This is a genomic window from Comamonas sp. Z1 (assembly GCF_008121555.1).
In the GTDB taxonomy this organism is placed as follows: Bacteria; Pseudomonadota; Gammaproteobacteria; order Burkholderiales; family Burkholderiaceae_C; genus Comamonas; species Comamonas thiooxydans.
The window spans coordinates 1-21,753 of sequence record NZ_VOQT01000005.1; the positions used below are offsets into that span (position 1 = coordinate 1).

Below are 21,753 nucleotides of genomic sequence, written 5' to 3' on the forward strand. Positions count from 1 at the left end.
GTGGAAGCGCAGTAATGCGTTAAGCTAACCAGTACTAATTGCCCGTGCGGCTTGACCCTATAACTTTGGGTAAGCCTGGAAAAACAAAAGACAGAACGCAAGTTCTAGTTATGCCGAAATAGCGCAATCGAAAAGCTGATTGAAGACTCTATGAATTCGTTGGATAGAGAGGAGCGTCATTAAGAAGTTAATGGCAACCGATCGATCTGACAAAAAGTTTATGCCTGATGACCATAGCAAGTTGGTACCACTCCTTCCCATCCCGAACAGGACAGTGAAACGACTTTGCGCCGATGATAGTGCGGGTTCCCGTGTGAAAGTAGGTCATCGTCAGGCTCTTACAGTGAAAACCCCGTAGTCGAAAGATTACGGGGTTTTTTTATTGGGCGCTTCAAAACGAGGAGCGGCTACCGCAGGCGGTCACTGCATTACTGCTGCAAAAATACCGGAAACCCATAAAAAGAGAGCGCCTGGCGCTCTCTTTTTATTTCTGCATATTCGGGGCGTAGAAGCGCAGGATGCCGTTTTCATCCAGCCGCCGTGTCAGTTGCCGGCTGAACCAGAGATAGTGCAGATGGGCCAGAGCTTCGCCCATGGCGAAAGTCATCTGATGGGTGTCCAGTTGGCGTTTGAAGAGGATGGGAAGGATGTCGGCAGCGCTCAGCCCCTGTAGCTGCGAGGCTTGCATGATGTCGTTCAGACGTTCCTGATGATGGTCGAGCAACTGCTGGACACGGACATGCAATCCCGTGAATGGTTTGCCATGCGAGGGCAGAACATAGGTATTCTGTGGGAGCGCGAAGTAGCGCTTCAGCGATGTGAGAAACAGCTGCAGCGGGTTGGCTTCGGGTTCGGAAGAATGCACGCTGACATTGGCGGAAATACGGGGAAGCACCATGTCGCCGCTGATCAGTGTCTCGAGCTCGGCGCAGTAAAGCGCCATGTGCTCCGGGGCGTGACCATAGCCGGCAATGCACTGCCACGTGCGGCCGTTGATGTCTATCTCGTCGCCATCCATGATGCGGTGATAGATGTCGGGGATGGGGGCGACTAGCGAAGAGTAATAGCTGCCCCGGCCGCGCACATGGAGCAGAAATTCCTCATCTCTTTGTCCGTGCAGGCTGTAGAAGTCCGCACCGGATTCGCCGCCGAAGCCGTCTCTGTCCTTCATGGCGACGCGGGCGACGTTGTAATCGGTGGCACTGATCCACAAGGGCGCATTCCATTGCTGGCAGAGCCAGCCGGCCAAGCCGATATGGTCGGGGTGCATATGGGTGACGATGACACGCAAAATAGGCAGGTCTTCAAGCGCAGAGGCAAAAATCTGTTCCCATTGCTCGCGCGCCTCGGTGCGATTGACGCAGCAGTCGATGACCGTCCAGCCCTCGCGTACCTGGCCATGCAGATTGGTCTGGCGATCACGCAGCAGCCAGAGGTTGATGTGATCGAGGGCAAACGGCAAGGTCATGCGGATCCACTTGACGCCGGGTGTCACTTCCAGAGTCTGGGCAGGACCGGGCAAGGTATCGCCGAGCGGGTAATGAAGAGCGGATTCTTGGCTTGAGGTCATGGGGCGGTATTTCGTTTAGCATTGACGTTAACGTAAACGTCAGTTTTGTCAAAGCATTTTAGAGATCAAGCCGCCTCTGGCAGTCGCCTGTGCGATGCAAGACTTACAACCCCACAGAATCATGTCGACCATTTACACCATCAGTGACCTTGCCAAAGAGTTCGATCTCACGACCCGGGCCATCCGTTTTTATGAGGACATGGGCTTGCTGCAGCCGGAGCGCTCCGGCGCAGGCGGTCGCAATCGCGTGTACTCGTCCCGAGATCGCGCACGTCTGCGCCTGACGCTGCGGGCCAAGCGCCTGGGACTGTCGCTGTCGGAGGCCAAGGAAATCATCGACATGTATGACAGCCCGCGTGATACGGGCGTGCAACTGCGCAAGTTTCTCGATGTGCTGGCCATCCACCGCAAGCAGCTCGAAGCGCAGATGGCCGATCTACAGGTGACCCTGGATGAGGTGCGAGAGCAGGAAAAAGAGGCTCGCACGCTATTGAAGAGGAGCGAGAGCAAAAATGGCGCATAATTGACGTTTACGTAAACGTCAATTGCAAAGCTTTGCTGGAGAGTTGCCATGTCTGTTGCAGGTGTCACCGAGTCTCTGGATTTTGTTCATCGAGTGAAGCAGAGCTTTGCCAAGCAAGGCGCCATGGTCACGATTGGCGCGGAGCTGAGCCTGGTGGAGCCAGGCGTTGTCGATATCTGTCTGGACTGGGCTCCGGGCCTGACGCAGCAGCATGGCTTTTTGCACGCCGGCATGGTATCCACCGCACTCGACTCGGCCTGCGGCTACGCGGGCCTGACGCTGATGCCGGCCGATGCGGCCGTGCTCACCATCGAATTCAAGATCAACCTGCTCGCTCCTGCCAAAGGCCAGCGCTTTCGCATGGAGGGCCGGGTCATCAAGCCCGGACGCACCATCACCGTATCCGAAGGCAAGGCGTTTGCCATTGACCAGGGAAAAGAGAAACTGATTGCCACAATGGGCTGCACTCTGATGTGTGTGCAGAACCGTGAAGGCATACAACACTGACAAGACGATTCGTCAGACCCATATCTACAGGAGACAACCATGAGCCTTGCCAATCTGCCCGGACTGAACTTCCAGCTCGGTGAAGACATCGATGCGCTGCGTGATGCGGTGCGTGAATTCGCACAGAGCGAGATTGCTCCGCGTGCGGCCGAGATTGATCGCAGCGACCAGTTCCCCATGGACGTGTGGCGCAAGTTCGGCGAGCTGGGCGTGCTCGGCATCACCGTGCCCGAGCAGTACGGCGGCGCCGATATGGGCTATCTGGCGCATATGGTGGCCATGGAGGAAATATCGCGCGCCAGTGCCTCGGTGGGCCTGTCCTATGGCGCCCACAGCAATCTGTGTGTGAACCAGATCAATCGCAACGGCAGCGAGGCGCAGAAGGCCAAATACCTGCCCAAGCTCATCACTGGGGAGCATGTGGGCGCGCTGGCCATGAGCGAGCCCGGTGCCGGCTCTGACGTCATCAGCATGAAGCTCAAGGCCGAGGACAAGGGCGGCTACTACCTGCTCAACGGCAACAAGATGTGGATCACCAACGGGCCCGATGCCGACACCCTGGTGGTCTATGCCAAGACTGAGCCGGAGATGGGCGCTCGTGGCGTGACGGCCTTTCTGATCGAGAAGGGCATGAAGGGCTTCTCGATCGCGCAAAAGCTCGACAAGCTGGGTATGCGAGGCAGCCACACGGGCGAGCTGGTGTTCCAGGATGTGGAAGTGCCGGCTGAAAACATTCTTGGCGGCCTGAACATGGGCGCCAAGGTATTGATGAGCGGCCTGGACTATGAGCGCGCCGTCCTGACCGGCGGTCCGCTGGGCATCATGCAGTCCGTCATGGACAATGTCGTCCCCTATATCCACGACCGCAAGCAGTTCGGCCAGAGCATCGGCGAGTTCCAGCTGATCCAGGGCAAGGTGGCGGATATGTACACCGTGCTGCAAGCAGGCCGCTCTTTTGCCTATACGGTCGCTAAAAACCTGGATCTTCTGGGAACCGATCATGTGCGCCAGGTTCGCAAGGACTGCGCCAGCGTGATCTTGTGGTGCGCTGAGAAGGCCACCTGGATGGCCGGCGAGGGCGTGCAAATCTATGGCGGCAATGGGTATATCAACGAGTATCCGCTCGGTCGTCTGTGGCGAGATGCGAAACTCTACGAGATTGGCGCTGGCACCAGCGAAATTCGCCGCATGCTCATAGGCCGCGAGCTGTTTGCTGAAACCTGCTGAAAAAGCAGGAGCTGCGCCGTTCTTTCAACCACAAAAAGAAGGATAGCTTCATGACAACGACCTCCATCGAAGAACTGTTTGTCCACAACCGCCAATGGGCAGACCAGATGGAGCGTGATCGTCCTGGTTTCTTTACCGGACTGATGGCGCAGCAAAAGCCCAAATACATGTGGATCGGCTGCTCGGACAGCCGCGTGCCAGCCAACCAGATCACGGGTCTGGAGCCTGGCGAGGTGTTCGTGCACCGCAACGTGGCCAACGTGGTGGTGCCCAGCGATCTGAACTGCCTGTCCACTATCCAGTACTCGGTCGATCATCTGAAGATCGAGCACCTGATGGTTGTGGGCCACTATGGCTGCGGCGGCGTGTATGCGGCGCTCAATAATCTGCGTCTGGGTCTGGTGGACAACTGGACCCGCCATGTGCGCGACGTGCGCGACAAGCACATCAAGCTGCTGGAAGGCATCTCCACCCAGTTCCGCCACGATGTGCTGTGCGAACTCAACGCCATCGAGCAGGTGGTCAACGTGGCCCAGTCCACCGTGATGCAGGATGCCTGGGCCCGTGGCCAGAAGGTGACTCTGCACGGCTGGTGCTACAGCCTCAACAACGGCCACATCACCAACCTCGAAATGACCGTGCCTGGTGTGGGCGGTCTGGAGGATGTCTACAACAAGGCTGTCGAGAAGGTCGCTGCGCGCAAGCGCGACTGATCGCTGCCGCTGCGCAGTTGCAGTGCCCTCAAGCGGACTCAAGGCCTGTGTCGCTTGTTCCGTTTGAGAGTGCTGCTCACTTATCTGGAGCGACTGGCCCGCCATGTTTCCGCAACGACTGGACGCCCCCGAGGCCTATGCCATTGCGCAGGCCCTGATGCATGGCTACAACCAGCATTACCGCATGTTCAGTGCGGAAGCTGCCCGAGCCAAGCAGCGCTTCGAGACCATGGACTGGCCGGGCCAGCAGCAGGCTCAGCGTGAGCGCATAGAGTTCTACGACCGGCAGGTGCGTGCCTGCATCCAGAGGTTGGAAGAGGAGTTTGCCGCCAGCCTGCAGAGCATGGCTGTCTGGCAGCAGGTCAAGCTTCATTACATCGGCCTGATGGTCGATCATCTGCAGCCGGAGCTGGCCGAGACCTTCTTCAACTCGGTCACGACCAAGATTCTGCACCGCACCCACTTCCAGAACGACTTCATCTTCGTGCGTGCGGCTGTCAGCACCGAATACCTGGAAAATACCGCGCCGGGTGCCGTACCCATCTACCGCGCCTATTACCCCGGCAACCTCGCCCAGCTCGAAGGCACGCTGCAGACCCTGTTCGAGCAACTGCAGCTGCAATGCCGCTTCGAAGACCTGCAGCGCGACGTGCATCTGCTGGCCGAGCGCATACGCGAGAGGCTGGCGGGCCTGACGCTCAGGGCCAACTTCCAGCTCCAGGTGCTGTCCAGCCTGTTCTATCGCAACAAGGGGGCTTACCTGGTCGGCAAGATCATCACCGGCTATACCGAGCTGCCGCTGGCGATTCCCATCCTGCATGGAGAGCAGGAGCAGCTCATAGTGCATGCGGCCCTGTTCGGCGAGGACGACCTGCATGCGCTGTTCAGCTTTGCGCGCGCCTACTTCATGGTGGACATGGAAGTGCCCAGCGCCTATGTGAGCTTTCTGCGCAGCCTCATGCCGCGCAAGCCCAAGGCGGAAATCTATAACGCCCTGGGTCTGGCCAAGCAGGGCAAGACCCTGTTCTACCGCGACTTTCTGCATCATCTGCGCCATTCCAGCGATCAGCTGCGCATTGCGCCCGGCATCAAGGGTCTGGTCATGCTGGTGTTCGACCTGCCGAGCTTTCCCTATGTGTTCAAGCTCATCAAGGATCGTATCGCCAGCAGCAAGGATGTCTCGCGTCCCCAGGTCAAGGCCAAGTACCAGCTGGTCAAGAAGCATGATCGTGGCGGCCGCATGGCCGACACCATGGAGTACAGCCTGGTGGCTTTTCCCAAGGAGCGGTTCAGCGACGAGCTGCTGGCCGAGCTGCACGCTCAGGCCCCCGAGCAGATCGAGATCAGCGACCGTGATGGCGACGGGCAGATGGAGGTCATCATCAGCCACCTCTACATAGAGCGCCGCCTGGTGCCGCTGAACCTGTTCCTGATGGAGTGCCTGGCCGAGGCAGACACCAAGCCGGAGCGCCGCGCTGCCATGGAGAGGGCGATTCTCGAGTACGGCAATGCCATCAAGGATCTGGTCGCCACGAATATCTTTCCCGGCGACATGCTGTGGAAGAACTTCGGCGTCACGCGCGGCGGCAAGGTGGTGTTCTACGACTATGACGAGATCGAATACCTGACCGATTGCAATTTCCGCGAGGTGCCGCAGCCGCGAACCGAGGAAGAGGAGATGTCGGGCGACATCTGGTACTCGGTCGGCCCCAGGGATGTCTTCCCCGAGACCTTCGGGCCTTTTCTGCTGGGCCATCCGGCTGTGCGCGACATCTTCATGCGCCATCACGCCGACCTGCTGGAGGCCGAGTTCTGGCGCGGCCACCAGAGCCGTATCCGTGACGGTCATTTTCTGGACGTGTTCCCCTACGAGCGCAGCCGCTTTCTGCATGCCGGCGACGCAGGCCTGGACACGCTGCGTTTCGAGATTCCCGCCAATAGCCTCGCTTGAAGAGGCAGATCACATCCATCCATTTTTCAAGGAGACAAACCATGCATCAGGATCCCGTAGTCATCGTCAGCGCTGCCCGCACTCCCATGGGCGCGTTTCAGGGCGACTTTTCCGATCTGGCCGCCCATGATCTGGGCGGAGCAGCCATCAAGGCGGCAGTCGAGCGCGCCGGCATCCGGCCCGAGCTGGTGGAGGAAGTGCTGTTCGGCAACTGCCTGATGGCCGGCCAGGGCCAGGCTCCGGCTCGTCAGGCCGGCTTCAAGGGCGGCCTGCCGCAAAGCACAGGCGCCGTGACCCTGTCCAAGATGTGCGGCGCCGGCATGGAGGCCACCATTCTGGCGCACGACCAGCTCATCGCCGGCAGCCGCGATGTGATGATTGCCGGCGGCATGGAGAGCATGACCAATGCCCCTTATCTGCTCAAGAAGGGGCGTGGCGGCTATCGCATGGGGCACGACAAGATCTTCGATCACATGATGCTCGACGGTCTGGAGGACGCCTATGAGGCCGGCCGCTCCATGGGCACTTTCGGAGAGGACTGCGCCGCCAAATACCAGTTCACGCGTGAAGCGCAGGACGCGTTTGCCATTGCCAGCGTGCAGCGAGCCCAGGCCGCCGCGCAAAGCGGTGCTTTTGACGCCGAAATCACTCCCGTCACCGTCAAGACCCGCAAGGGCGACGTGACCGTCAGCGTTGACGAAGGCCCGGCCAAGGCCAAGCTGGACAAGATCTCCAGCCTCAAGCCTGCGTTCAAGAAGGACGGCACCATCACCGCGGCGTCGAGCTCCAGCATCAACGACGGCGCCGCCGCCATGGTGCTGATGCGCGAGTCCACGGCCAAGCAGCTGGGCTGCAAGCCGCTGGCGCGCATCGTCTCGCACGCGACCTTTGCACAGGCCCCCGAGTGGTTCACTACCGCGCCCGTGGGCGCCACCGAAAAGGCGCTCAAGAAGGCTGGCTGGGCCGTGGAGGATGTGGACCTGTGGGAAATCAATGAAGCCTTTGCCGTGGTGCCCATGGCGCTGATGGCCGATCTCAAGGTCTCGCATGACAAGGTCAACGTGAATGGCGGCGCCTGCGCTCTCGGACACCCGATTGGCGCCAGCGGTGCGCGCATTCTGGTCACCCTGCTGCATGCGCTCAAGACACGCGGCAAGAAGAAGGGCCTGGCCACGCTGTGCATCGGCGGCGGCGAGGCCACGGCCATGGCCGTTGAGCTGATCTGACGCCATTTGCTCAGAACCGTCACCGGTTTGCTCTACAGTGAACGCATGTTCAACGGATTGCACGCATTCGCGCTGAATGTGTGCAGCTCACATTGCGGAAATCATTCATGAGCGCAGACATTCACCACGACGAGAGCGAGACCATCAAGCCGCTGGAGCCGCAGCAGATTGATGCTTTCTGGGGCGATTTTTCCAACCAGCTGAGCCAGCTGGAGGCGCTCGATCGCCATGAGTTTGTGGAAAGCTCCAATGAGTTGCTGCACCAATATGCACCGGGCCTGAGTCTGGAGCTGGAGGGCAAGCTCGGGGAGGCCGGCTCCCGTCTGGTGATCTCGGCCCATGGCAACACGGCGCAGTTCGAGAATGCCCAGGCACTGGTGCGCCAGGCGCCGCGTTTCGAGCATTACAGCGTGCAGGCGTTTCGCAGCCGCGCGCTGGGCAGCAACTTCGGCATGCGCATGGACGGCTTCGAGCTGGCCTGCTCCGATATCCGGGTGGGCTATTACGATGCGGGAGGCATCATCGGCCTCAAGCTCTCGTTCGAGAAGCCCATTGCCAGGGACATGGCCGAGCATGCACAGCACATGGCTTTCATCATGCTGGACCATGTGCTGGGCGAGTGGGATTTTTCCGTACGCGTGGGTCCGGTGGAGTTTGCCTCCGAGGCTGCGGCCGATGTCTACGGCTCCGCTCTGCTGTCGGAGTTTCCGCCGCTGTTCGATGGCTTCATCCGCCAGCAACTGGGCCGCAGCTATGAATTCCCCCAGGAAGACAGCGACCGCTGGCTCTCGCTCGAAGTGCGCGCGCAGGATGCCGACGAAGATGCGCCGCCCGACATCCTGACCTTCCACGACGGTGCCAATGCCGTGGCCACGCGCGCCGATCTGTCGCATTTCATGGAATGGCGCTTCAATTTCTCCAGCCAGCAAGAGCTGGACGGGGTGCGTGACGCCCAGGATGCGCTGGATGAACAACTCAGCCGTGAACAGCGCGGCATTCTTGCCTTCTCGCGCGTGGAAAACATGAGTGCCCGCGTGGCCACCTACTATGTGGAAGATCCGGCCCATGCGGTGCAATTGGCCGGACAACTGGGCAGACAGCATGTGCCCGAGCTGGAGGGCGAGCTCAGCGTGAGCTTCGACCCTTCCTGGAACGAGTTCCTGTCACTGTATGCCGCCATCCACCGCAACGACCGTCCCGAGGAGGTCCTGGCTTCATGATCACTTCGCGCGAACAACTGCTGCAGTTGTACGAGCCTCCTGCCGAGCGGGCGCTGCTCAAGCAGCAGTGGGAGCTGGATCGGCACTGCCTGCGCTTTATCGCGCTGTCGCCGTTTCTGGTCATGGCCACCGGCGGTGCGGGCGGCACCTTGCTCGATGCTTCGCCACGAGGCGGCAAGCCTGGCTTCGTCAAGGCACCGGACGCCAATACCTTGCTCATTCCCGATGCGGGCGGCAACAACCGGCTGGACAGCCTGAGCAATCTGCTCGACGACCCGCGCCTGGGTTTGCTGTTCTTTGTGCCGGGCTTCGACGAAACCCTGCGCGTCAACGGCACGGCCCAGCTGCGTGACGAGGCGCATTACACGGCCTTGTTTGCCAGCGATCATTTCCGCCCCAAGCTGGTGATCGAAGTCCATGTGCAGGAGGCCTATCTGCACTGTGCCAAGGCGCTGATGCGCTCGCGCCTGTGGAGCGAGGAGGCCAGGGTGGCGCGCAACGTCATGCCCACGCTCAATCAGATCATCCATGCCCAAATGGGACTGACCGCCCAGCCTGAATCGCAGGAAAGCATGGTGGCCCGCTATGGCGCCATGATTGCCGCCGAGCAGATCAAGAAAAATTGATAGCTTACAGCGCTTGTCATGAAAGGATTTTCGATGGAAAACGTTTTGAAACACACCATTCACAGGCGCAAACAGCTATGGCTTTGATACTGATTCTTGGCGCATCACGCGGCCTGGGCCGAGCCCTGGCCGAGGCCTATCTGGCACAGGGCCACCAGGTGATTGCCACCGTGCGCAAGGCTGAAGACATGGTCGACCTGCAGGCACGCGGCGCCCGGGTGCTGCAGGTCGATCTGGCAGATCCCGCCAGCGTCAGCGGCCTGGCCTGGCAGCTCGACGGGGCCAGCATTGACGTCGCGCTGTACGTGGCCGGTGTCTGGGACGGTCATGACGCAGGCGTGCCGCCTACCCAGCAGCAGTTCGACCTGGTGATGCACAGCAATGTGCTGGGCTTTATGCAGGCCCTGCCGCAGATTGCTCCCATGGTGCAGGAGGCTGGCGGCGTGATCGGCGCCTTCTCCAGCGGTATGTCCCTGCTGGCCGATGCGGACGAGAGCGCCTGGCTGTACCGCGTCAGCAAGGCTGCGCTCAATATGGCCGTGGTCTCGGCCTGCCGCCAATGGCCGGGGCTGACGCTGCTGGCGCTGGACCCGGGCTGGGTGCAGACCGCGATGGGCGGCGCTGCGGCCCCGCTGTCGGTGGCTCAAAGCGTGCAGGGACTGATGCAGGCCCTGGCGCAGGTCAAGCCCGAAGACCGTGGTCAGCTGCTGCGCCACGACGGCAGATACATCAAGCTTCTAGACGCCTAGCCCAGGCTGAACAACGGGCATATAGCTATAAATATCGGAGACAACATGCTGCTGAATCAGGACCAGGAAATGATCCGCGACGCTTTGCGCGATTTTGTGCGCGAGCAGATCACACCCCATGCCGCGCGCTGGGACAAGGAACACGAGTTCCCCAAGGACGTGCACCAGGGGCTTGCCGCGCTCGGTGCCTATGGCATCTGCGTGCCCGAGGAGCTCGGCGGTGCGGGCCTGGACTATGTGAGCCTGGCGCTGGTGCTCGAGGAAATCGCCGCTGGCGACGGTGGCACCAGCACCGTCATCAGCGTGACCAATTGCCCGGTCAATGCCATCCTCATGAAGTACGGCAATGCCAGCCAGCAGGAGCAATGGCTGCGTCCGCTGGCACAGGGTCAGATGCTGGGTGCTTTCTGCCTGACCGAGCCCCATGTGGGCAGCGATGCCTCGGCGCTGCGTACCACGGCCGTGCGCGATGGCGGCGACTACGTCATCAACGGCGTCAAGCAGTTCATCACCAGTGGCAAGAATGGCGATGTAGCCATCGTCATCGCCGTCACCGACAAGACGGCGGGCAAGAAGGGCATGAGTGCCTTCATCGTGCCCACCGGCAATCCCGGCTACCAGGTGGCACGTCTCGAAGACAAGCTGGGCCAGCACAGCAGCGATACGGCGCAGATCAATTTCGAGAACTGCCGCATTCCCGCCGCGAACCTGATCGGGGCCGAGGGCGAGGGCTACAAGATTGCACTTTCCGCACTGGAGGGCGGGCGTATCGGCATTGCCGCGCAAAGCGTGGGCATGGCACGTGCGGCCTTTGAATGCGCGCTGCAATACAGCAAGGAACGCGAGAGCTTTGGTCAGCCCATCTTCAACCATCAGGCCGTGGGCTTCAGGCTTGCCGAATGCGCGACGCAGATCGAAGCGGCACGGCAACTGATCTGGCATGCCGCCAGCCTGCGTGATGCGGGTCTTCCCTGCCTCAAGGAAGCCGCCATGGCCAAGCTCTTTGCCAGTGAGATGGCCGAGCGCGTATGCAGCGCCGCCATCCAGACCCTGGGCGGCTATGGCGTGGTGAGCGACTTTCCCGTGGAGCGCATCTATCGTGATGTGCGCGTATGCCAGATCTACGAAGGCACCAGCGATGTGCAGAAGATCCTGATCCAGCGGGCGCTGGCCTGATCTACGCCTGGCGGCAAAAGCCCGCCGTTGTCAACTGCCGTGCACGAGGCTGTGGCACATCAGGGGACGGGCCGGTTGCCGATGTCACAAGGCCTGCTTAGGATGTGCTCAGTGTGGGGAGTTCCCACAGGGGTTTCAACCATTTGCAGCAGGAGTCCGGCATGCCTTTTGCCCAGGTCAATGGTCAGAATATCTACTACGAGGACACGGGAGGGCGTGGCCCGGCCATTGTGTTCTCGCACGGCCTGCTCATGGACCAAACCATGTTCGAGCCGCAGATACAGGCTTTGCAGGGGCAGTATCGCTGCATCAGCTGGGACGAGCGCGGTCACGGGCAGACGGCCGATCCCGAGCATTGCGAAGCGTTCAGCTACTATGACTCGGCCGACGATCTGGCGGCCTTGCTCAAATATCTGGGTGTGGAAAAAGCGGTGCTGGTGGGCATGTCGCAAGGCGGCTATCTGTCGCTGCGCTGCGCGCTGATTCACCCCGATGTCGTGGGCGCGCTGGTGCTGATAGACACTCAGGCCATGCTGGAAGACCCCGAGCAGATGCCCCACCACGAGGCGCTGCTCAAGGCCTGGATGGAGCATGGCCTGTCAGATGACATGGCCACCATCGTGGAGCACACGATTCTGGGCCAGGGCTGGCCCGGGGCTGCGCAGTGGCGCGCCAAATGGAAACAGGCCTCGCCGATCAACCTGGGGCAGAGCTTTGCGACGCTGGCGCTGCGCGATGACATCAGTCCGCGCCTGGCCGAAATCAAGGTGCCTGCGCTGGTGATTCATGGCGACAAGGATGCGGCCATCGGCGTGGAGCGTGCGCGGGCCATGTTCAAGGGCCTGTCCCAGGCCCAGTGGGTGGATGTGGCAGGCGCAGGCCATGCGGCCAATCTCACGCACCCGGAACCCGTGAATGCGGCCATCAGGCAGTTTCTGGACGGCCTGCACTGAGAACCTAAATACGTTCTGAGGCTCTCAGGCCTCCCCCAGCTCAGCCATGCTGCGCTTGCGCAGCACCACGGTGATCTGGCCGTTGGTCTCGATCGTGGCGCGCTCCACCTCATGCGCGTTGAGGCAGCCATTGGAGCGCAGGGCTGCCGCCAGGTCTTCGGCAGTGATCTGCTCCTGCGTCATCAGACTGGGTTGCACAATGCCCTGGTGAATCAGAACCTTGGGTTTGCCATTCACCAGCCTGCGAAGCCTCGCAAAGCGGTAACTCAGGCGGGAGAGCAGCGCATGGCAGGCCAGCAGCGTGCCGGCACTGATCAGGCCGCCGATCAGCGAGTTGTCGCCTGCATTCATGGAGTTCTGTACTGCGTTGGAAAGAATCAGCAGCAGCACCAGGTCGAAAGGTGCGTACTGGCCGGTCTGGCGCCTGCCGGTCAGACGCAGAAACACCAGCAGAAACAGGTAGACGCTGACACCGCGAATCACGAACTCCCACCAGGGAGCAGCCATGGAGAACATAGGCAAACCTTTGAATAGCAAGCTTTGGACTGCCGCTACTGTGCTCTGAGGCAAACGACTGCGCAAGCCGGCTTGCTCGTTGTTCGACTTGGCCGACAATGCAGCATTGCCAATCAAGACTGCCAAAGTTGTGAAAGAAGCCGAGAACAAGCGGGACTGTCCCTGTGGACGCAAGAATGCCAAGGGGCGGCTGCTGGCCTATGCCGATTGCTGTGGCCGCTACATCGATCACTGGGATGCCCGGCCCGCTCCCGATGCCGAGGCGCTGATGCGCTCGCGCTACACGGCTTTCGTGTCTGAGAATCAGGAATATTTGCAAGCCACCTGGCATGCCAGCCAGCGCCCGTCGCAGCTGGATTTCGATGCAGCCACCAAATGGCTGGGGCTGGATGTGAAGCAGTTTCAGTTGACCGGCGATGCTTCTGCGGAGGTCGAATTCGTCGCCCGCTATCGTCTGGCGGGTCGTGCCGTGCGCCTGCATGAGCGCAGCCGCTTTGTGCTCGAGGGTGGGCGATGGTTCTACGTTGATGGCGACCAGTTCTGAAGTCGATTCGGCGCAGTTGACCCGGCTGCAGGCCAGTCTGCGCCTGTTGCAGTCCCTGGCTTCGCGTGGCTCCTCCGAAATAGCGGCCTTGCTGATTCCGGCCCTGTTGCTGTGGGTCAGTACCCGCAACAGCCCCGCCGTCAGCGCGGGGCTGGCCTGGTGGTGGGGGCTGATGATCGTCATGGCGCTGGGCTTTCTGCTGTTCCGCCGCAGCCTGCATCGTCAGTGGCGGTCGGCGCGCGATTGGGAGCCATCGCGACTGCAGGCGGCATTGACGACCTGGCAGCGACAGCTGGCGCTGGCCGCACTGATCAACGGCCTGCTTTGGGTCAGCGTGCTGGCCTTTACCTGGGGCGAAAGCCATAGTGAGCTGCGTCTGCTGATCTATCTGGTGCTGCTGGGCGTGATGGCATCGGCTGCCACTTTTCTGGCGCCCGTACTGCAGGTATTTGCCGCCTTCATGGCGGGTATTTACTTGCCCATGTTGCTGTGCACGCTGCATTACTTTCCGAAAAAAGGCCCTTATCTGTTGCCGCTGCTGCTGCTGTACGGCGCCATACTTGCACGCCACGCCTGGGGCGCGAGGCGCTTCGTGCAGCAGCAGATGGCGCACGAGCTGGAGCGTCAGGCACTGGCGGAGCGCTATCGCGAGGCCAAGGAGCAGGCCGAGAATGCGCTGGCCGAGAAAAACTGGTTCATCTCCGCCGCCAGCCATGATCTGCGGCAACCCTTGCATGCCATGGGCCTGATGCTGCAAGCCGCCCATCAGCGCAATCAGGATGATGAGCTGGCACAACTGCTGCAGGAAATGAAGGCCTGCACGCGCGATCTGGGCTCCATGTTCAACGACCTGATGGATCTGTCGCGACTTGAGGGCGACAGCTTCGCGCCGCAATGGCAGGCGGTATCCATGAGTGCGGTGCTGGACGAGGCTCGGCGCCTGTTCTCGCGCGAGGCAGCGCAGCGCGGTCTGCGTCTGCGCGTGAGGCAGCCGGCTCATATGCCGGCGCTGTGCACGGATGCGGTGCTGTTGCGGCAGATGGTTTTCAATCTGCTGCAAAACGCGCTGCGCTACACCGACCAGGGCGGGGTGCTGCTGGCGCTGCGGCACAGGCAGGGGCGCTGGCTTTTGCAGGTGTGGGACAGCGGCTGCGGCATGAGCGAGCAGGAATGCGCACAGGTCTTCATGCGTCACTATCGCAGCCCTGCGCGCCAGCAGCGCGATGCCAGGGATGGCGTGCCGGCTCCATTGCGCGGGCGTGGCCTGGGCTTGTCCGTGGTGGCGCTGGCGGCGCAGCGGCTGGGCGTGGAATGCGGAGTTCAGTCGCTGCCGGGCAAGGGTTCATGTTTCTGGCTGCGCTGGCCGCAGGATGCCGAGCAGTGGCAGACCTCGTCTGTGCTGCCGGCACCGCCGATATCGACTGGGCCGCAGTGGTTTGCCCCCTTGCAGGGGCACTGCCTAGTCGTGGAAAACGATGCGCAGCTGGCCCCGGTGCTGGTGCAGATTTTGCAGAGCTGGGGTGTGCAGGTGCAAAGAGCGCGCAGCTTGCTTGAGGCGCAGCAACTGCTGGCCGATGGACTGCGGCCAGACTTTGTGCTGTGCGACCAGCGATTGAAGGATGGTGCAAGCGGGCTTGAGTGTTTGATGCAGCTGCTGGAGGAGCATCCGCAAGCCAGCGGTGCTTTGATGAGCGGCGATGAGGAGATGCTGGAGCAGGTCCAGGATCAGGGCTATCTGGCTCTGGCGACCCCGCTGCAGCCCGACCAGCTGCATGCCGTGCTGGCGCGCTGTATGGCGATCCGTCAGCCTTAGTCCAAGTCGACCTCGATGCCTCGCATGCGCGTGATCAGCGCCACGCGGTTGCTGGCGCCCAGGCGCTGCAGCAGGGCGGTGACATGTTCCTTGACCGTGTATTCGGACAGGTTCAGCGCCTGTGCAATGGCGCGATTGGGCTTGCCCTGCAGCAACAGGCTCAGCACCTGAGCCTGGCGCGCAGTGATGCCGAGTTCTCTGGCGCTCATGTGCAGGATGCTGCCCGCAGTTGGCGCCGGAGGGGCAGTGGGGATGGGAGGCAGGGCCTCAAACCAGGTGCGACCGGCCAGCAGGGCTTGCACTGCTGCCTGAAACTCGTGAGACGGGCTGCTTTTGTGCACAAAGCCATGCACACCTGCGGCAGCGGCCTTGCTGGCGATGGCCGGGTGCTTGTCGCCGCTGGTCACCAGAATGCGTGTGCCAGGCGCCAAGGCCAGGATGCTATGCACAAATTCCAGTGATGCGCCGTCCTCCAGCCAGAAGTCCATCACGGTGATAACGGGCTCACCCAGCGCAGCAATCATTGCCAGAGCCTCATTGCCGTGTGCCGCACAGCGCACCCGCTGCACGCCGGCGCTGGTCATCAGCACATGGGCTGCACCTTCAGCGACCAGCGGGTGATCATCCACCACCAGCGCATAGGGCTGTGCGCTCAGTTGAGTGGTGCTCAGGATTTGCAGTAGATCGGGCATGAGCGTTCCTTTGGGGCTTGGTAACAAAGACCCCTCCTCGGTAGGGAGTGATCTGCTCGCAAGCCTTCTGACAATGTCTGTAAGACGACGCTGCTTGTTATCTCAGTGTCGGGATATGGACATTTTCAACCAACATCAAGACCGAGGAGCAAGCCCGTGCCATCTCTTATGCAAATCACCCGTAGAACTGCAGCCTTGCTGCTGATTTCCACCCTGGCAGCCTGTGGCGGCGGTGGAGATGGCGGCAGCAGCGAAAGCGGAGGCGGAGGCGGTGGCTCCGAAGGCGGCGGAGGCAATACGGGTGGCGGCAACGGTGGCGGCAACGGCAATCAGACCGTCACGGGAACCTACAAGTTGGGCGGCCAGACGGCTACCAGCCATGCGCAGATGATGGATGCCGCCAACAGCATGGGGGCTGACGGCTATGCGCTGTTCAGCTCCCTGGCGGGCTCGATCAGCTCGACCGGTTCGGAGATCGGCGACTTCTATCTCACGGATACCGCACATGCAGGGCGAAAGTTCAGCTATGTCAATCCTGCGGCGCAGCTATCGCGCATCGGCTTTCTGGCACAGCTGAACCAACAGGGCAGCAGCGGCTATATGTACAAATCCGATGCGGTGTTCAGCGATGTCGGCGACATCCGCAGCGTCTATGTCAAGGACAACAGCCGCAGCGACCAGTTCAGCTACAGAACAGTGACGCCCGTGGCCACGACCGCCGAAGCCTTTGCCGCGGAGCTCAATGGACAAGGGGCCGAAGGCTATCGCTATCTGGGGCCCCAGATTATCAACAACGAGTTCTTCAGCCTGTATGCCAAGCGCAATGACAGCGTCACCTATACCTATCAGGTCGACAAGCTCGCCAGCTCATCCTCGGCCGCCGATGCTGCGGAGATGAGAGCGCGTCTGGCCCAAAAGGGTGCGGACGGCTGGTTCATACGCGGCACGCAGGGGCTGGGCAGCGACCTGATGAACATGAACTATGTGGATGTCTTCGAGAAGAGTTCGGTACAGAATGGCGCCATCGAATACCTGGTCGAGGCCTCGGCAAGCAGTGACTCGCTCACGACCCAGCTGAACAATATGAATGCCAACGCGGCCAATGGATTCTTCTACTTCAGCGGAATCATGACCGCCGACGGCAAGACCAGCACCATCTACGCCAAGAACAGCGTGTGGATGATCAATCCGCTGGCCGGAGTGACCTTCCCCTGAACTCGAAAAGGGCGTGAGCGCATAATCACGCCCTCTGTTTCTTGATACTAGGCGCCGTTGGGCGCCTTTTTTGCATCCGACGATGCGCTGGTAATGCTTCCATGACTGCTTTTGACGCTGTGCTTTTCGACTGTGATGGTGTGCTGGTGGACAGCGAATCCATCACCAATCGTGTGCTGTGCTCCATGCTCAACGAATCCGGCTGGGCCATCAGCCAGGAGCAGTGCACGCGCGACTTCATCGGCAAGACGGTGCGCAGCCAGGCGGCCGTGATCGAGGCCCATACCGGCAAGCCGCTGACCGATGCCTGGATGGCCGAGTTCTACGAGCGCCGCAATGCCGCCCTGCGTGCCGAGCTGGTGGCCATCGATGGCGCGCTGGAAGCGGTCAGGCGGATTCATGCGCTGTGCAACGGTCGCATTGCCTGCGCCTCGGGGGCGGACCGTGCCAAGGTGGAGATGCAGCTCGCCAAGGTGGGCATGGCGCCCTATTTCGAAGGTCATGTCTACAGCGGCCATGAAATGCCGCGCAGCAAGCCCTTCCCCGATGTGTATCTGGCAGCGGCCGAAGCGCTGAAGGCCGATCCTGCCAAGTGCCTGGTGATCGAGGACACCATGACCGGCGTGCAGGCCGGCGTGGCCGCCGGTGCCACCGTCTGGGGCTATTTCCCGGCCGATCAGGGTCATGCCTCGGCAGAACAACTGCTCGAGGCTGGCGCAGCCTGCGTGTTCGGCGATATGGGCGATCTGCCCGCCATGTTCGAGGCCGTGCGCAGGAGTGCCGCAAGCGCCTCGGTTGGCGAAGAGGACGAGCACGACCTGCGCTAAAGCGCGCTCAGTCCCAGATCGACAGCGCCTCGCGCAGCCGTTTCACTGGCTGATCGTCGATCACGCTGTTGTGCAGCAGGATCACGCGCCGTACGGGCCAGCTTTCGACCCGCTTCACCCAGCTGCGCACGGCGGCCCTGTCCCTGACCAGCAGGCGCACGGTGCGCGGCACGGTCAGGCGCTCATGTCCGCCCGTCAGACCCAGATACATGCGTACCGGCAGGCTTAGCGGTCCCTGCCAGCATTGCAGCACGTCGGTGGCGATGAGGCTGCCGCTGGCCGGGTGGAACCACAGCGTCTCGTCGAGCATGGGAATGCCGTCCAGCCGCAGGCACTGCAGCTCGCCTGTCCAGGGTGCTTCGGAGTCCGGAGGCAAGGGCTCCAGCAGCGGCAGATCAGGTCGCTTGCGCAGCACGCCCTGTGTGCCATAGATCCTGGCCTGTGGATAAAGCCTGGCCAGCTTGCCCACGAACAAATGGTGCATGGCGCTGGGTGCGACTATGTGTTGCAGCGGTCCCAGGGCGTCGAGCGCAGCTTTCTGCCCGCCTGTCAGCGGCACTGCAGAGTGCGAGAACAGGCTGCCGTCGGCCAGCCGGATCACCGTCATGCGTGTGCTGACCTTCAGCCCTGCATTGCTGAAGTGATAGCTGAGTGCCCATACCCCATCAGCGATTGCCTGCCAGTTTTCTGAGGATTCCTGCATGGAGAGCTCCTTGCGTCAGGCGGCGCGCTGGCCGGCGGTTTTACGGAATTCCGAAGGGGAGAGCCCTGTCCAGAGGCGAAAGGCGCGGATAAAGCTTTTGTCGTTGAGAAAGCCGCAGGCCTGGGCCACGCGCTTGATGGGGCGGCTGGTGCGCAGCAGCAGCGCAATCGCGCGTTCACGCCGGATATCGTCCTTGAGGGCCTGCAGCGAAATACCTTCTTCCTTGAGCTGGCGGTGCAGGCTGCGCTGTGACAGATGCAGCTGGCGGGACAGTGTTTCAGCCGTCTGCTGCTCCTCCCCGCTGGCGGCCAACAGATGGCGCACGCGCTGCACCAGAGTCTTCTCGCGCTGGTAGGGGCGCACCTGGATCGGCAAGGCGCGCTGCAGCATCCGGTTGAGGGCCGCCTCGTCGCGCGCCAGCGGTGCCTGCAGCCAGCGTGCTTCAAACTGCAGACTGGCGACGGGGGCATCAAAAGCGATGCTGCCCGGTGCGAACAGCACCTTGTAGACATCGGCATGCGCGGGCTCGGAAAACGGAAAGCTGGCATGCAGCAGGCTGATCGGTTCGTTGATCAACCAGCTGGCAAAGCCGTGGATATTGCGCAGCACCGACACCATGCAGAACTCGCGCATGCTTTCCAGCGGGCGGCTTTCATGCAGGGTGAGGGTGGCAATGCCGGCCTGCTCGCTGAGCTGAAGCTGTATGTCCTGCGCAATCAGTCCGTGATGGCGGCACCAGCGCGCCAGCGCCAGGCCCAGTTGCGGTGCGCTGATGCTGGCGCGGGCCAGCATGCCGTAGCTGCCCCAGGGCAGGCGGCGCTCGAACCAGCCCAAGGCTTCATCGTCCAGCTCGCGCATGGCTGCGTCGGATAGAGCCTCCATCTGCAGGGCCGTGATGCGCTCATTGGCATCGTTAATCAGATCTGGCGGGATTTGTGCCTTTTCCAGAGCACCTAGCGCTGACATCTGCCTGGCTTCATAAGCGCTGACAATGGCTTTGACAAACGCCATGGGGGTAATTGCTGGGTGCGATTTGAGCACGGAGCTGGCATGGTGCGGTAGAGGAGTCTTGACCAGAGAGGGGGTGAGCATTTGGCAATTATTGCAACCTTTGTGACCTCTTCTGGACAGGGCTTGCCCTTATTCTGAGGTGCAGAAAACGGTGCTGAATGGACGCCGTGCAGCCAGTTCGCAGGTGGCTGCCGGCACGCAAGGAGACACAAGACCATGCCATCGCAAGTGAACGCGCTGACCGCCAGCTATGCCAAGGGGGGCACGGATGTGCCGCTGATCGAGCAGACGATTGGCGATTTTTTTGCTGCAATGGCACAGCGCCAGGGCTCGCGTGACGCGCTGGTCAGCCGTCATCAGGGCCTGCGCTACAGCTATGCCCAGCTGCATATGGCTGCGCGCCAGCTGGCCAGTGCGCTGCTGTCGCAAGGGCTGGTCAAGGGCGACAGGGTGGGTATCTGGAGCCATAACAACGCCGAGTGGGTGCTGATGCAGCTGGCAACGGCGCAGGTGGGACTGGTGCTGGTCAATATCAACCCGGCCTACCGCACCTCTGAAGTCGAATACGCGCTCAACAAGGTGGGCTGCAAGGCGCTGGTGTCCATGCCGCGATTCAAGACCAGCGACTATCTGGGCATGCTGCGCGAGCTGGCGCCCGAGCTGGCGAGCTGCGCGCCAGGCCAGCTGCAATCCAAACGCCTGCCGGCCTTGCGCACCGTGGCGTGGATTGATGCGGCCGGCCCAGGTGCGGCGGATCTGGACGCCGAACAGCCCGGCATGCTGCGCTTTTCGCAGTTGATGGCACAAGGAACCAGTGCGGATGAGCGCATTGATGCGATTGCGGCCACGCTCAGCAATCGCGACCCCATCAATATCCAGTTCACGAGCGGCACCACGGGCTTCCCCAAGGGCGCGACGCTGACGCACCGCAACATCCTCAACAATGGCTTTTTCATTGGTGAATGCATGCGCCTCACGCCCGAGGACCGACTGTGCATTCCCGTGCCCCTGTATCACTGCTTCGGCATGGTTCTGGGCAATCTGGCCTGCTTCACCCATGGCTCGACCATCGTCTATCCCAATGATGGCTTTGACCCCATCACCGTGCTGGAGGCAGTGCAGGCCGAGAAATGCACGGGTCTGCACGGCGTGCCCACCATGTTCATTGCCGAGCTCGACCATCCGCGCTTTGCCGAGTTCGATCTGTCCACGCTGCGCACCGGCATCATGGCCGGCTCGCCCTGTCCCATCGAGGTGATGAAGCGCGTGGTGCGCGACATGCATCTGAGCGAAATCACCATCGCCTACGGCATGACGGAAACCAGCCCCGTGAGCTGCCAGAGCGATGCCGACACGCCTCTGGAAAAGCGCGTGGCCACCGTGGGCAAGGTGCAGCCGCATCTGGAGGTGAAGATCGTGGACCCGTCCACGGGCGAGATCATGCCGCCGGGCCAGTCGGGCGAGCTGTGCACGCGTGGCTATTCCGTCATGCACGGTTACTGGGAAGACGAGGCCAGAACCCGCGAGGCCATCGATGCCGAGCAGTGGATGCACACCGGCGATCTGGCGACCATGGACGGCGAAGGCTATGTGAATATCGTGGGCCGCATCAAGGACATGGTGATCCGTGGCGGCGAGAACATCTACCCGCGTGAACTCGAGGAATTCCTCTATCGCCACCCCAAGGTGCAGGACGTGCAGGTGGTGGGCGTGCCCGATGTGCGCTATGGCGAGGAGCTCTGTGCCTGGATCATTGTCAAGCCCGGCCTGGAACTCGGCGAAGATGAGATCCGTGAGTTCTGCAAGGGGCAGATTGCGCACTACAAGGTGCCGCGCTATATCCGCTTTGTCCAGGCCTTCCCGATGACGGTGACGGGAAAGATCCAGAAGTTCAGGATTCGCGACGAGATGATCGAGTTGCTGGATCTGCGCGTGATCAAGACTGCCTGAATGCCATGTTGAACCATGCCTGCGCCCCCTGCCAAAAGCCC

At 61.5% G+C, this 21,753-nt stretch carries 21 protein-coding genes and 1 rRNA gene; 17 read left to right on the plus strand and 5 right to left on the minus strand.

Annotated features, from left to right (window positions below; genetic code table 11):
* Window positions 1–223: 223 nt before the first annotated feature.
* Window positions 224–336, plus strand: a 5S ribosomal RNA gene (gene rrf, locus FSY45_RS10960).
* 148 nt (window positions 337–484) lie between these two features.
* On the opposite strand, the gene FSY45_RS10965 is transcribed toward rrf, so the two are convergent.
* Window positions 485–1,570: an MBL fold metallo-hydrolase gene (locus FSY45_RS10965; RefSeq protein ID WP_046460935.1), complete on the minus strand. Its 1,086-nt coding sequence runs from the start codon at window positions 1,568–1,570 to the stop codon at window positions 485–487.
* A gap of 121 nt (window positions 1,571–1,691) precedes the next feature.
* Between FSY45_RS10965 and FSY45_RS10970 the strand changes: the two genes are divergently transcribed.
* The 11 genes from FSY45_RS10970 (at window position 1,692) to FSY45_RS11020 (ending at window position 12,441) form a co-directional block, all read left to right on the plus strand.
* Window positions 1,692–2,093: a MerR family DNA-binding transcriptional regulator gene (locus FSY45_RS10970; RefSeq protein WP_003061601.1), complete on the plus strand. Its 402-nt coding sequence runs from the start codon at window positions 1,692–1,694 to the stop codon at window positions 2,091–2,093.
* Between the two features lie 48 nt (window positions 2,094–2,141).
* Entirely contained in the window at window positions 2,142–2,600 is a 459-nt protein-coding gene (locus FSY45_RS10975; protein WP_046460936.1) for a PaaI family thioesterase, read from the plus strand.
* A gap of 39 nt (window positions 2,601–2,639) precedes the next feature.
* Window positions 2,640–3,827, plus strand: coding sequence for an isovaleryl-CoA dehydrogenase (locus tag FSY45_RS10980; protein WP_003061608.1), 1,188 nt, complete (start codon window positions 2,640–2,642; stop codon window positions 3,825–3,827).
* A 50-nt stretch (window positions 3,828–3,877) separates the two neighbouring features.
* Complete coding sequence (gene can, locus FSY45_RS10985; protein WP_003061612.1) at window positions 3,878–4,540, plus strand: carbonate dehydratase; 663 nt, start codon at window positions 3,878–3,880, stop codon at window positions 4,538–4,540.
* A 103-nt stretch (window positions 4,541–4,643) separates the two neighbouring features.
* Window positions 4,644–6,491 (plus strand): bifunctional isocitrate dehydrogenase kinase/phosphatase, encoded by a 1,848-nt coding sequence (gene aceK, locus FSY45_RS10990; protein WP_046460937.1) that lies wholly within the window; start codon window positions 4,644–4,646, stop codon window positions 6,489–6,491.
* A 41-nt stretch (window positions 6,492–6,532) separates the two neighbouring features.
* Window positions 6,533–7,717, plus strand: a complete 1,185-nt coding sequence (locus tag FSY45_RS10995) for an acetyl-CoA C-acyltransferase (protein WP_003073161.1) — start codon at window positions 6,533–6,535, stop codon at window positions 7,715–7,717.
* 107 nt (window positions 7,718–7,824) lie between these two features.
* Window positions 7,825–8,937 (plus strand): hypothetical protein, encoded by a 1,113-nt coding sequence (locus tag FSY45_RS11000; protein ID WP_046460938.1) that lies wholly within the window; start codon window positions 7,825–7,827, stop codon window positions 8,935–8,937.
* On the plus strand, window positions 8,934–9,563 hold the full coding sequence (locus FSY45_RS11005) for an MSMEG_1061 family FMN-dependent PPOX-type flavoprotein (protein ID WP_003061621.1): 630 nt from the start codon (window positions 8,934–8,936) through the stop codon (window positions 9,561–9,563). Before FSY45_RS11000 ends, FSY45_RS11005 begins: the two co-directional genes overlap by 4 nt.
* A 77-nt stretch (window positions 9,564–9,640) precedes the next feature.
* A complete protein-coding gene (locus FSY45_RS11010; protein ID WP_046460939.1) occupies window positions 9,641–10,312 on the plus strand; it encodes an SDR family oxidoreductase in 672 nt (223 codons plus the stop codon).
* Between the two features lie 45 nt (window positions 10,313–10,357).
* Complete coding sequence (locus FSY45_RS11015; protein ID WP_003061626.1) at window positions 10,358–11,488, plus strand: acyl-CoA dehydrogenase family protein; 1,131 nt, start codon at window positions 10,358–10,360, stop codon at window positions 11,486–11,488.
* A gap of 161 nt (window positions 11,489–11,649) precedes the next feature.
* Window positions 11,650–12,441: an alpha/beta fold hydrolase gene (locus FSY45_RS11020; RefSeq protein WP_046461113.1), complete on the plus strand. Its 792-nt coding sequence runs from the start codon at window positions 11,650–11,652 to the stop codon at window positions 12,439–12,441.
* Between the two features lie 24 nt (window positions 12,442–12,465).
* Here FSY45_RS11020 and FSY45_RS11025 read toward each other — a convergent pair whose 3' ends face one another.
* Entirely contained in the window at window positions 12,466–12,957 is a 492-nt protein-coding gene (locus FSY45_RS11025) for a DUF421 domain-containing protein (protein ID WP_034357088.1), read from the minus strand.
* A gap of 130 nt (window positions 12,958–13,087) precedes the next feature.
* Between FSY45_RS11025 and FSY45_RS11030 the strand changes: the two genes are divergently transcribed.
* Complete coding sequence (locus FSY45_RS11030; protein WP_034361355.1) at window positions 13,088–13,501, plus strand: YchJ family protein; 414 nt, start codon at window positions 13,088–13,090, stop codon at window positions 13,499–13,501.
* Window positions 13,485–15,314 carry a hybrid sensor histidine kinase/response regulator gene (locus tag FSY45_RS11035; protein WP_046460950.1) on the plus strand — a complete coding sequence of 610 codons (1,830 nt, stop codon included), beginning with the start codon at window positions 13,485–13,487 and terminating at the stop codon, window positions 15,312–15,314. Before FSY45_RS11030 ends, FSY45_RS11035 begins: the two co-directional genes overlap by 17 nt.
* Here FSY45_RS11035 and FSY45_RS11040 read toward each other — a convergent pair.
* Complete coding sequence (locus FSY45_RS11040) at window positions 15,311–16,006, minus strand: response regulator transcription factor (RefSeq protein ID WP_003061639.1); 696 nt, start codon at window positions 16,004–16,006, stop codon at window positions 15,311–15,313. The genes FSY45_RS11035 and FSY45_RS11040 overlap by 4 nt on opposite strands.
* A gap of 156 nt (window positions 16,007–16,162) precedes the next feature.
* Between FSY45_RS11040 and FSY45_RS11050 the strand changes: the two genes are divergently transcribed.
* Both FSY45_RS11050 and FSY45_RS11055 read left to right on the plus strand, forming a co-directional pair.
* Window positions 16,163–17,221 (plus strand): hypothetical protein, encoded by a 1,059-nt coding sequence (locus FSY45_RS11050; protein ID WP_052951063.1) that lies wholly within the window; start codon window positions 16,163–16,165, stop codon window positions 17,219–17,221.
* Window positions 17,222–17,322: 101 nt separating this feature from the next.
* Complete coding sequence (locus tag FSY45_RS11055) at window positions 17,323–18,048, plus strand: HAD family phosphatase (protein WP_046460952.1); 726 nt, start codon at window positions 17,323–17,325, stop codon at window positions 18,046–18,048.
* A gap of 7 nt (window positions 18,049–18,055) precedes the next feature.
* Here the strand turns inward: FSY45_RS11055 and FSY45_RS11060 are convergent, their stop codons facing one another.
* Together FSY45_RS11060 and FSY45_RS11065 are read right to left on the minus strand one after the other, a co-directional pair.
* Entirely contained in the window at window positions 18,056–18,751 is a 696-nt protein-coding gene (locus FSY45_RS11060; protein ID WP_046460953.1) for a DUF4336 domain-containing protein, read from the minus strand.
* A 15-nt stretch (window positions 18,752–18,766) separates the two neighbouring features.
* Entirely contained in the window at window positions 18,767–19,843 is a 1,077-nt protein-coding gene (locus tag FSY45_RS11065; RefSeq protein ID WP_046460954.1) for an AraC family transcriptional regulator, read from the minus strand.
* Between the two features lie 135 nt (window positions 19,844–19,978).
* Here FSY45_RS11065 and FSY45_RS11070 point away from each other — a divergent pair, with 135 nt between their 5' ends.
* Window positions 19,979–21,712, plus strand: a complete 1,734-nt coding sequence (locus FSY45_RS11070) for an AMP-binding protein (protein WP_046460955.1) — start codon at window positions 19,979–19,981, stop codon at window positions 21,710–21,712.
* Window positions 21,713–21,753: the final 41 nt, after the last annotated feature.